Source organism: Rhizobium alarense (genome assembly GCF_021555155.1).
GTDB lineage: Bacteria > Pseudomonadota > Alphaproteobacteria > Rhizobiales > Rhizobiaceae > Rhizobium_D > Rhizobium_D alarense.
Map to the genome: position 1 here is coordinate 1 of NZ_JAKGBU010000129.1, position 9113 is coordinate 9113.

The 9113-nt window shown below is 65.1% G+C and carries 13 protein-coding genes and 1 pseudogene; 8 read left to right on the plus strand and 6 right to left on the minus strand.

Annotated elements, in window-relative coordinates:
* From LXM94_RS24465 to LXM94_RS24475, 3 genes are all read right to left on the minus strand, one after another.
* Positions 1-1062, minus strand: a 1062-nt coding sequence (locus LXM94_RS24465; protein ID WP_235774292.1) for a FecCD family ABC transporter permease, incomplete at its 3' end; no start/stop codon positions are given.
* On the minus strand, positions 1049-1999 hold the full coding sequence (locus LXM94_RS24470) for a heme/hemin ABC transporter substrate-binding protein (RefSeq protein ID WP_235774294.1): 951 nt from the start codon (positions 1997-1999) through the stop codon (positions 1049-1051). The genes LXM94_RS24465 and LXM94_RS24470, both read right to left, overlap by 14 nt.
* Positions 2000-2022: 23 nt before the next feature.
* Positions 2023-3075, minus strand: coding sequence for a hemin-degrading factor (locus LXM94_RS24475; protein ID WP_235774296.1), 1053 nt, complete (start codon positions 3073-3075; stop codon positions 2023-2025).
* A gap of 259 nt (positions 3076-3334) precedes the next feature.
* On the opposite strand from LXM94_RS24475, the gene LXM94_RS24480 reads away from it, so the two are divergent.
* From LXM94_RS24480 to LXM94_RS24510, 7 genes are all read left to right on the plus strand, one after another.
* A complete protein-coding gene (locus tag LXM94_RS24480; RefSeq protein WP_235774298.1) occupies positions 3335-3766 on the plus strand; it encodes a hypothetical protein in 432 nt (143 codons plus the stop codon).
* A 53-nt stretch (positions 3767-3819) separates the two neighbouring features.
* Positions 3820-4710: an energy transducer TonB family protein gene (locus tag LXM94_RS24485; RefSeq protein WP_235774300.1), complete on the plus strand. Its 891-nt coding sequence runs from the start codon at positions 3820-3822 to the stop codon at positions 4708-4710.
* 373 nt (positions 4711-5083) lie between these two features.
* Positions 5084-5473 (plus strand): DUF2325 domain-containing protein, encoded by a 390-nt coding sequence (locus tag LXM94_RS24490; RefSeq protein ID WP_235774315.1) that lies wholly within the window; start codon positions 5084-5086, stop codon positions 5471-5473.
* Positions 5470-5745: a hypothetical protein gene (locus tag LXM94_RS24495; protein ID WP_235774302.1), complete on the plus strand. Its 276-nt coding sequence runs from the start codon at positions 5470-5472 to the stop codon at positions 5743-5745. The genes LXM94_RS24490 and LXM94_RS24495 overlap by 4 nt, the downstream gene beginning before the upstream one ends.
* Before the next feature lie 15 nt (positions 5746-5760).
* On the plus strand, positions 5761-6075 hold the full coding sequence (locus tag LXM94_RS24500; protein WP_235774304.1) for an antibiotic biosynthesis monooxygenase family protein: 315 nt from the start codon (positions 5761-5763) through the stop codon (positions 6073-6075).
* A 117-nt stretch (positions 6076-6192) separates the two neighbouring features.
* Positions 6193-6438: a type II toxin-antitoxin system ParD family antitoxin gene (locus LXM94_RS24505; protein WP_235774306.1), complete on the plus strand. Its 246-nt coding sequence runs from the start codon at positions 6193-6195 to the stop codon at positions 6436-6438.
* Between the two features lie 4 nt (positions 6439-6442).
* Complete coding sequence (locus LXM94_RS24510; RefSeq protein WP_235774308.1) at positions 6443-6748, plus strand: type II toxin-antitoxin system RelE/ParE family toxin; 306 nt, start codon at positions 6443-6445, stop codon at positions 6746-6748.
* Positions 6749-6812: 64 nt separating this feature from the next.
* On the opposite strand, the gene LXM94_RS24515 is transcribed toward LXM94_RS24510, so the two are convergent.
* From LXM94_RS24515 to LXM94_RS24525, 3 genes are all read right to left on the minus strand, one after another.
* Positions 6813-7175, minus strand: coding sequence for a DUF423 domain-containing protein (locus tag LXM94_RS24515; protein WP_235774310.1), 363 nt, complete (start codon positions 7173-7175; stop codon positions 6813-6815).
* 7 nt (positions 7176-7182) lie between these two features.
* Positions 7183-7590 carry a group II truncated hemoglobin gene (locus LXM94_RS24520; RefSeq protein ID WP_235774312.1) on the minus strand — a complete coding sequence of 136 codons (408 nt, stop codon included), beginning with the start codon at positions 7588-7590 and terminating at the stop codon, positions 7183-7185.
* Between the two features lie 88 nt (positions 7591-7678).
* Positions 7679-8707, minus strand: coding sequence for a LacI family DNA-binding transcriptional regulator (locus tag LXM94_RS24525; protein ID WP_235774313.1), 1029 nt, complete (start codon positions 8705-8707; stop codon positions 7679-7681).
* 171 nt (positions 8708-8878) lie between these two features.
* Between LXM94_RS24525 and LXM94_RS24530 the strand changes: the two are divergent.
* Positions 8879-9113 (plus strand): annotated as a pseudogene (locus LXM94_RS24530) (gfo/Idh/MocA family oxidoreductase); the annotation flags it as partial.

Below are 9113 nucleotides of genomic sequence, written 5' to 3' on the forward strand. Positions count from 1 at the left end.
GCCGGCGAGCGCCGTGATGATGCCGATCGGCAGTTCGGCGGGCGAGACGATGGTGCGGGCGACCATGTCGGCGGCGATCAGCAGCGTGCCGCCGAGCAGCGCCGCGGCGGGCAGCAGGTAGCGGTTGTCCGGTCCGATGACCAGGCGCAGCAGGTGCGGCACGACGATACCGACGAAGCCGATGCCGCCGCTGACCGCGACGGAGGCGCCGACGGCGGCCGCGACGCTGACGATTGCCACGTTCTTCAGCGTCTGAACCCTGACCCCCATGTGGAAGGCGGCGGCCTCGCCGAGCGTGATCGCATTCAGCCCGCGGGCGAGGAACGGCGTGACGACGAGCGAGACGAGGATGATCGGCGCCGCCGCGACGACTTTTGGCCAGGTGGATCCCGAGAGCGAACCCAGACCCCAGAACGTGACGTCGCGAAGCTGCTTGTCGTCGGCCATGTAGATTAGGATGCCGGTGACCGCACTCGACAGCGCGGCGATCGCAATGCCGGCAAGCAGCATCGTCGCGACCGATGTCTGCCCGTGGCGGGTGGCGATCCGATAGAGGAGAATGGTGGTGATGAGGCCGCCGACGAAGGCCGCAACCGGGAGAGCGAAGACGCCAAGCGTCGCTGCGATGCCGACCGGAAGTGCGGACCCGAGCACGATGACGAGCACGGCGCCGAGCGCTGCGCCGGAGGAGATGCCGATCAGGCCGGGATCCGCCAGGGGGTTCCGGAAAAGGCCCTGCATCACCGCGCCGGATACCGCGAGTGCCGCGCCGATCAGGAGACCAAGGACGGAGCGCGGCAGGCGGATATCGAAGACGATGATCCGGTCGCGGGCCGTCAGCGCCGTATGGCCGTCCGACGAAAAGAGCGAAGCGATGACCTTCGAAACCGAGGCGTCGGATGCGCCGGTGGTGATCGAAAGAAGGAAGGCGAGGACGGTCACGACAAGGAGGCAGAGGATGGTTACCCGCGCGGCGCCGGCGCGGTCGCCGGCCGGCGGGACGCCCGCGGCGAGAGGCGCCGCAGGCGATCGGCTGCCCCGTATCGTTTCACTGAGCGACATTTCCGACCGTTCCGTAGACATTCGCGGCCAGCTCGCGGATCGCCGAGGCCGTGCGCGGGCCGAAGCCCAGAAGCTGCAGGCTGTCCATGCGCAGGATCGCCTTGTTGGCGCCGGCGGGCGTCGAGGCGACCGCAGGGTGCGCGAGCAATTCGGCGTCCGCGCTGTCGTGGCCGGGCCGCCGCATCATCATGATGATGTCCGGCTTCGCGGCGATGACTGCCTCGTCCGTCAACGGCTTGTAGCCCGAGAAGGCGTCGTCGGTGGCATTGGTGACGCCGGCGAGCCGGAAGATGCCGTCTGCCGCAGTGTGGCTGCCCGCCGCCATGATGCGTCCGTTCTGGAAGCTCAGGATGAAGAGCACGCGCTTGCGCTCGCCGGCCGGCCGGCCGGCCGTTTCGGCCATTGCCGCGTCGAGTTCGCCACCGACCTTGTCGGCAAGCGTCTTTGCCTTGTCCGGCACGCCGAGAACGTCGCCGACGATCTCGATCTTCTTCACGATGGCTGCCCGGTCGTAGCCCTCGGGGACCGTCTCGAAGGGAATGCCGGCATTCTTCAGAACGGCCAGCGCTTCCGGCGGGCCGCTGCCCTCGATCGAGAGAATGGCGCTCGGATTGAGGGCGATGACCCCTTCCGGCGACAGCGCACGCATGTAGCCGACATCCGGAATGGCATTCGCCTGTTCCGGGAAGGTGCTCGTGCTGTCGCGGCCGACGAGCCGTTTTTCCTCGCCCAGCGCATAAACGATCTCGGTCACCGCGCCGCCGATGCTGACGAGGCGGGAGGTGTCGATCTTCTGCATTTCCTGCGCTATGGCGGGCCTTATGAGCGTTTCGTTCGAACCGGAGAGAACCGGCAGGACGAAGGGGGTGGCGAGGGCAAAAGCCGTCAGCGCCGCCTCCCAGAGACGGGGGCGACGGAAATCGAAACGTTTGCTCATGTCCTGTTCCTTCGGTTTCGTCCTCAGGCCGCGACGCTGTCGGTCGAACGCGGCAGGCCGTCGAGGATCTCGCGCCATTCGGCAAGTTCGGTCATGCCTTCCTTCCGCTTGCCGAAGAACTGGATGATCATCTCGCCCTTGGCACCATAGGCCTCGAGCGAGGTGACATGGCCGTCGGTCGTCGGCTTGCGCACCACCCAGCATTCGGCGATGTGGTCCGTTCTGAGATGCAGGTGGAAGGTCGGGTCCATCACGTTGAGCCAGGGGCCCATCGGCTGGATGTTGCTGATCGGCCCGGTGTGGATCTGCACGATGCCGTTGTTGGCGACGAAGCACATGATGTCGGTCTGCCGTTCGGCGGCGGCCCGCATCATCGGCTCGACGGCGTTGCGCGCGACCTGGCGCGCGAAGTCCTCGCCGACGCTGCGCACGGCGTCCTGTCGACCGATCTTCAGCTTCTTCAGCATGCCGAAGAACTGGTGCGTATCCGTCATCTGGCTCCAGTTTTCCCGCAGAGCCGCGACGTCGACGGGGCCGGTTTCCTCGACCGCCTTCGCATTGTGATCCTCGACGAAGTCCTGCGACTGGTCGTCCAGACGGAAATCGGCGACGATCGCCTCGTAGGCTTCCAGGTTGGACGCCGGGCGAAGGTGGATCTTGTGCACGGCGGCGCCGGCCTTGTCGAAGAACTGGAGGCTGCGGCGCACGTCCGTGCCATCCGACTTCGTCACGGCGAAGCCATGGGCCCATACGCCCGGGAAGATGCGCAGGTCGATGTTTTCGCCGAGCACGATGGAGGCGTGTCTGCCGGTGCTGATCTTTTCGAAGACGCCGATCTTCTCGTGCACCGCGCTGTCGTTGCGGCTGAGCGCCATGACCTCGCCGAGCGCTTCCGAGCGATCGAGGAAGCGATTGGCGTCCGCGTCGATGCGGATCGCGGTCAGGCCGACCTCGGCCGCCACCAGCGCGGCTTCCGAAATACCGAGCTGGCTTGCGATGTCACGCTCGCGCATCTTCGGGTTTTCTGCGCGGAAGGCACGAATATCTGCGGGGGTCGGACGCGTCGTCTCGGTCATGGCTGGCCTGTAAATTCATTGTGACTGTCAATTCCGATGATCCGGGCAGGCCCGGCAAACCGGCAATTCGGCATTGCTATCAGGTGGTTCACGCAGGGCGTGAGCTATCTTGACTTCCTTATTCATATTTATTTAAGGACGCAATACCGGATTCCAACTCTCAGGTTAAATGTTGCCTGGGTCGCATTCGGCGCTAAAGTGGTGGCGAGCGACAATCTCGCACTGCTTCCCGCTCACCGCAAGATCGAGGTTCTGCAGAATGAAAATCCACGACGTGTTCCTTTCTGTCCTCGTTGCGGCTGCCGTGGGCCTGCCGGTATCCGCGCAGGAGCCGGCACCGGCAAAGGGGCTGGACGTCGAGCTGAACGCGCTTGCACCGTCGCAGAAGGGCTGCCTCTTCACCTTCGTCGCCGGCAACAGGCTCGATACCTCGCTCAGCAAGGTGTCCTTCGAGTTCGTCGTCTTCAATCCGAAGGGCACGGTGGAGCGCATGGTGGTGCTCGATTTCCGTGACCTGCCGCAGGGCAAGACGAAGGTGCGGCAGTTCGACCTGCCGGGCACGAACTGCGACAATGTCAAGCGGCTGCTGATCAACGATGCGCCGGTCTGCGAGGGCGAGGGCGTCGCAGCCGGTGCCTGCATGACGGGCATCGTCACGCGGTCCAGCACGCAGGCGGCGTTCGAGGGCTAACCTTACGGCGGGCATGACGCCCGATCGAGACACGATGACGAACGGGTACGATTATGGTTGGTAACAGGCTGGTCTGGGTCGCGGCGGCGGTGGTGTCGCTGATCGCGCATGCCGGCGCCGCGGCGATCCTGACGCTTTCCCCGGCGCAGGAACAGGACGAGGCGCTGATCGCCGGCGGGGTCGTGGCCGAAGTCGCCATGCTCGGAAGCGGTGCCTTCGAGGCGGTCGAGTCCGGGGCACCCGAGGAGGTGGTTCGGCCCGAGGATGTCACGCCCGAAGAGATCCAGCCTGTAGCGCCGGAAGTCGCTGAGGTCACGCCGCAGGAGATCGAGCCGCTGCCGATCGACCCGTCGCTGCCCGTCGATGCGGAGGCCGTGGCGCCGGAGAGCGTCGAACCGCTCGAGGTGCCCGGTGCCGAAGTCGAGGTGGCGGCGATCCCGATCCCGGAGATCAAGCCGGAGGTCGAGCCGGAGCGGCAGGCCGAGGCGATCCAGCCGGTGCCTGAAAAGAAGATCGAGAAGCCCGTCGAGAGGAAGAAGCCGGTGAAGAAGGCCGGCGAGAAGGGCAAGAGCCGGCAGACGGCGACCCGCGGCCAGGTGGACGGTTCGGCCGACGTGAAGACCGCTGCGCTGGGCGGCCAGAAGAAGGGCAATGCGTCGACTGCCGGCAACGCGGCCGTCAGCAATTACCCCGGCAAGGTGCGCAGCAAGATCAACCGGTCGAAGCGACGGGTCTCGGGCGGACACAGCGGCAGCGTCGTCGTGAGTTTCGTTGTCTCGTCGAGCGGCAGCGCCAGCGGCATCCGCGTCGCCAGAAGTTCCGGCGTCGCCGCACTGGACAAGGCGGCCCTCGATTCGATCCGGCGTGCGTCGCCGTTTCCGAAGATCCCCCCGGCTGCCGAGCGCAGTTCCTGGTCCTTCAGCGTTCCGATCGTTTTCAACTGAACCGAACCCCCGGCTTTCCGCCGGGCGCACCGGCACGGCGAAAAATATGAGGAAAAACCTCATGTTTATACTTTACTATAAAAATCAAGTTTTGTAGGGTCGCGCCATTCGTCGCCCGTCGAGGGCTTTCGGGAATGGATGCATGCTTGAACGGAATGAACGTCGGCCGACGCCGGCACTGGCGGCGATGCTGGCCGAAAAGGACCGGCGTATCGCCGAACTCGAACGGGAACTCGCGCTTGTAAAGGCGCGCCTCGCAACGTCTCCGGAACGCAAGGCGGAGGTCGCCGCCGAGCCGGCAAGGCCGCAGGCGCAACGGACCATCGAAGTCACGCGAATCAAGCGCCGTCACGGCGAAGCGGAGAGGAAGGCAATGCGCGAGAAGCACAGGCTGCAGCAGGCGAAGGGCCGCGAGGCGCAGGCGGAGGGCAATGCGAAGGCAGCGCTGGAAGGCCGTAGCTTCCTCTATGTCGGCGGGCGCGACTGCCAGGTGGCGCATCTGCGCCAGATCGCCAGCTCCTACGGCGCCAACCTCATCCATCACGACGGCGGGCTTCGCGAGGCGGTGTCGCGCATCGACAACGTGCTGCCCTCGGTCGACTGCGTCTTCTGCCCCATCGACTGTATCAGCCACGATGCCTGCCTTCGGGTGAAGACGGGCTGCAAGAAGTGGGAAAAGGCCTTCGTGCCGCTGCGCAACGGCAGCAAGTCGAGCTTTGCGCGCGCCCTCGAAAGCCTCAGCCAGGGAGATCCGATCCAGTGAACAGCGAAAGACCCGAGGGCTTCATGATGATCGGGCTGCACAAGCTCGCCGCCCAGAACGGCGACGGACTGGTGCCGGAGCTCTACGAGCTTCTCGCCCGCCGCGCCCGCCTGCAGGCGGGCCACCCCAACGTGACCGAATTCCCGGCATGGGAAACACGCCCGCCGGCACAGGATGCCGAATCCGCCGGCAAGGCGCTTGAAGGCGGCGGCGACAATATCATAGCATTCCCGACACGCGCTCCCTGCGAGCGTCACAAGGATCGCGCCTGAGGAGTTCGCCCGCCGATGTTTATCGCCATGAACCGCTTCAGGATCGTCGCCGGCCACGAAGAGGCCTTCGAAAACGTCTGGAAGAACCGGGAGACGAGCCTTGCGGAGATGCCGGGCTTCAAGGAGTTCAAGCTTCTGCGTGGCGATACCGTGGCGGAGGACGGCTATACGCTCTTCGCCTCGCACACCATCTGGGCGACGAAGGACGACTTCGTCGCCTGGACCAAGTCGGAAAACTTCCGCCAAGCGCACAAGAATGCCGGCGACAACCGCGCCATGTACATGGGGCCGCCCAAGTTCGAGGGCTTTTCGGTGGTCGAGGGGGCTTGAGGCTGCCGTCGGCTTTCTGAGGGAGCTTCATCCGTGGGGCGCTCGTATGGCAAACATTTCCATATATTTTGACAATCTTTGGCATATCTCGTACCTTGGCGAAAAGGAGGGATACCGATGGCAACCATGAATGTATCACTTCCCGATCCGATGAAGGCGTGGGTCGAGCGACAGGTTGGCGGCGGCCGCTACAGCAATGCAAGCGATTATGTCCGCGACCTGATCCGGATGGATCAGGAGCGGCGGCAGGCGATCGAGGCGCTGCAGGTCGCCATCACAGAGGGCATCGAAAGCGGCGAGCCACAGCCGTTCGATGCGACTGCCTTCAAACTGCAGATGCGCGAGCGGCATGTCGTCAAATAGGCCGATGTGCTATCGGCTTGCGCCAAAGGCTCTCGAGGATCTGGACGCGGTCTGGCGCTACACTGCCGAGACCTGGTCGATCGAGCAAGCCGATGCGCATATCGACGGTTTGACACATGCGTTTCAACTGATTGCGGACATGCCGACGATGGCAAGGGAGCGAACGGAGTTCGTCCCTCCGGTTCGAATCCACGCCTATCAAAGCCATCTGGTGGTCTACGTGCTCGCGGACGGCTATATATCCGTCTTGCGCGTCCTCGGCGGGCGACAGAACTGGCAGGCCATTCTCCAGGCAAGCGAACCGCGATAGAAGCAGACTGGCCCCGGAAAAGGTCAAGTCGCCTGCCGTTGATGCGGACGATTTGCATCGTTTATCACGGTGCTTTGAGAAGCCCACCCACAGCAACCGCCAGCCAGCCTGCCATCATGATCACGCCGCCGGTCGGCGCCGACATCGGGAACGGTCCTTGCCCTGCGAAATGCCGTAGCACGAGGTCGCCGGCGAAGAGCGCGGTGCCGGCGGCGAGCAGCAGGGCGGCGAGCGGCGCAGTGCGGAAACGGTTCCAACCCGCATACAGGGCGATCAGCGCCGGGGCATGCGCGAGGCACATCGCCGAAGCGCCGCCCAGCAGGCGCGGATCGGCGCCGTGCGAGGCGGCGGCCGCACTGACGACACCCGCGAGGCCCATCAGTCCGGCGACAAGAAGCGTCATGGATCGGGCGGTCGTGCTGGCCATCTTTGGTCTATTCCTGGTTCTGCATGTGGAAGGCGAGGCGGGTGACCGGCTCGCGGATGACGGCGCGCAGGCCCGCGCTTTCGATGGTCTCGTCGAGGGCGCGGTTAAAGCAGAACAGCCATTCGTCGCGCTCCTTCGGGCCTATCCCGGCTGCGAAATGGCGGCGGCGCAGCATGGGGTGGCCGCGCTTCTCGGTATAGAGCGGCGGGCCGCCGAGCCAGCCGGAGAGATATTCGTAGAGCTTTTCCTCGCTTTCCGCGAGGCTCGGCGGATGGATCGCGCGGCAGTTCGCCGCTTCCGGCAGCGTATCCATCAATTCGTAGAAGCGGGCCGTCAGCCGGCGCACGCCGGCATCGCCGCCGATCGCCTGGTAAAGGGTGATGGTCTCGCCGGACGGTTCTGTCGCGTCGCTCATTCCGCAAATCCTCAGTCTCGTCGCCATTTAAGGTGCCGCGCGGGTGGCAGCAATGGCGAAGCGCAAGGCGCGGCATTGCGGCACAGGCTCACAGGTCGAAGTCGTCGCTTTCGCCGGGCACGAGATCGAGCGGCCAGAGCTCGCGCACCGCCCGCTCCGGATAGGCGCTCTGGTAGGCCGGCATCGTTGCGAGCAGCGTTTCGCCGAGCGCGATGCCGAGGTCGCGCAGCGACAGGCTGAAGGCGGTCAGGCGCGGCGAAAGGAAGTGCGAGTGCGGGCTCTTGCGCCCGATCACCGCGATGTCGCGGCCAGGCTGCACGCCGGCCTCCTGCAAGCCGCGATAGAGGCCGATGGCGATCGCCTCGTTGACGAGCACCACGGCTGTCGGGCGATCCTTCGCGGCGATCAGGTCGCGGGCGATCTGGTAGCCGCCGGTCTCGTTCGGCGTCGAGCGGAAGATATGGCCGTCGTCGAGCCGGAGCCCGTGGCGGGCAAGCGCGTCGCGGCAGCGGTCAACAAAGACATAGCCGAGATTCATGTCGTCATGCGGCCGGGTGATCGCGATGCGCCGGTGGCCGCGCGCCACGAGCCGGTCGATCGCCGTGTCCGCCATGCCCTCGAAGTCGAGGTCGTACCAGGGCTGGCCCACATCCGTCAGGCTGCGGCCGAGCGTGATGAAGGGGATATTGCGCTTGTCGAGCAGTTCGAAGCGTTCGTCGTGCCGCCGTGTCGCCGACAGGATCAGGCCGTCCGCGAAGCCGCGTGCGACGATGCGCCGGAGATAGTCGTTCGGGTCCTCTTCGGACGAGCAGAGCAGGGCGACGAGATCGAGCTTGTGGCGTGCCAGCACGGTCTGCACGCCGTCGAAGACGCTCATGAAGAAGGTGTCGCCCTGGCCGGTGATCTCGCGGCCTGTCTGCATCATGAAGCCGATGATGCCGGTCGAGCCCTTGCGCAGCGACCGTCCCGACTGGTTCGCGACATAACCAAGCGTCTCCGCCGCCTCCAGCACGCGCCGGCGCGTCTCCTCGTTGACGTCCGGCTTGCCGTTGAGTGCGCGCGACACGGTCCCGATCGAGATGTCGAGATGTTTCGCAAGGTCGCGAATTCCCTTCATTTTGCCCGTTCCCTCCCTGGGCGCGCCGGCGCTACCTTTACGCCCTCTTGACACGATTTTTCTTTCTGGCATAGTACCGTAAACGTTTACGATTGCCAATTGAGGAGTTTTGGCGGCCGTTTCGGGAGGAATTCAGTGATTTATAAAGCCGTCATATGCGGGTGCGGAGCCATGGCCAAAGGCTGGCTGAAGGCGCTCGCCGCCAATCCCGGTCTCGTCGAGGACGTGACGATCGTCGGCCTCGTCGATCTCGACCGTGCGACGGCCGCGGCGCGTGCTGCCGAGTTCGGCCTGACGGATGTCGTCATCGGCACCGATCTCGAAACCGTTCTTGCCGAGACCCGCCCCGACATCCTCTTCGACATCGTCATTCCCGCCGCGCGCCGCTCGGTCGTTGCAACCGGCC